We start from the raw sequence: 253 nt of genomic DNA on the forward strand, positions 1-253 counted from the left end.
TGAATTACCAAGGCGGGTCTTGGTTTACCAAAGTCGCCTTGCATGACAATGGTTACAAAATCACCCCGCATCATTCCGTCCAGCCTTCCATGTCCGCCAAGGCTTCATCCATGAAGTGTTGCAGATCTGTATCGACCATGTCCGTCTGAGCGACGAGGCGGGACTGACGGCGGCATTCCTCAGCGAAGTCCGGCCGTCGTGTATCCGGCACCCAAATTTGAATCGGTCGCAGGCCAGCCATGCGCAACGTATC

1 protein-coding gene and 1 pseudogene are annotated in these 253 nt (G+C 55.3%); both read right to left on the minus strand.

What is annotated here, in order from left to right; all coding sequences use genetic code 11:
* Nucleotides 1-74, minus strand: a pseudogene (locus IV91_RS19770) (type II toxin-antitoxin system PemK/MazF family toxin); the annotation flags it as partial.
* Complete coding sequence (locus tag IV91_RS17325; RefSeq protein WP_084190064.1) at nucleotides 71-241, minus strand: antitoxin MazE family protein; 171 nt, start codon at nucleotides 239-241, stop codon at nucleotides 71-73. The gene IV91_RS17325 and the pseudogene IV91_RS19770, both read right to left, overlap by 4 nt.
* Nucleotides 242-253: the final 12 nt, after the last annotated feature.

This window comes from Ferrovum myxofaciens (genome assembly GCF_000735045.1).
GTDB lineage: Bacteria > Pseudomonadota > Gammaproteobacteria > Burkholderiales > Ferrovaceae > Ferrovum > Ferrovum myxofaciens.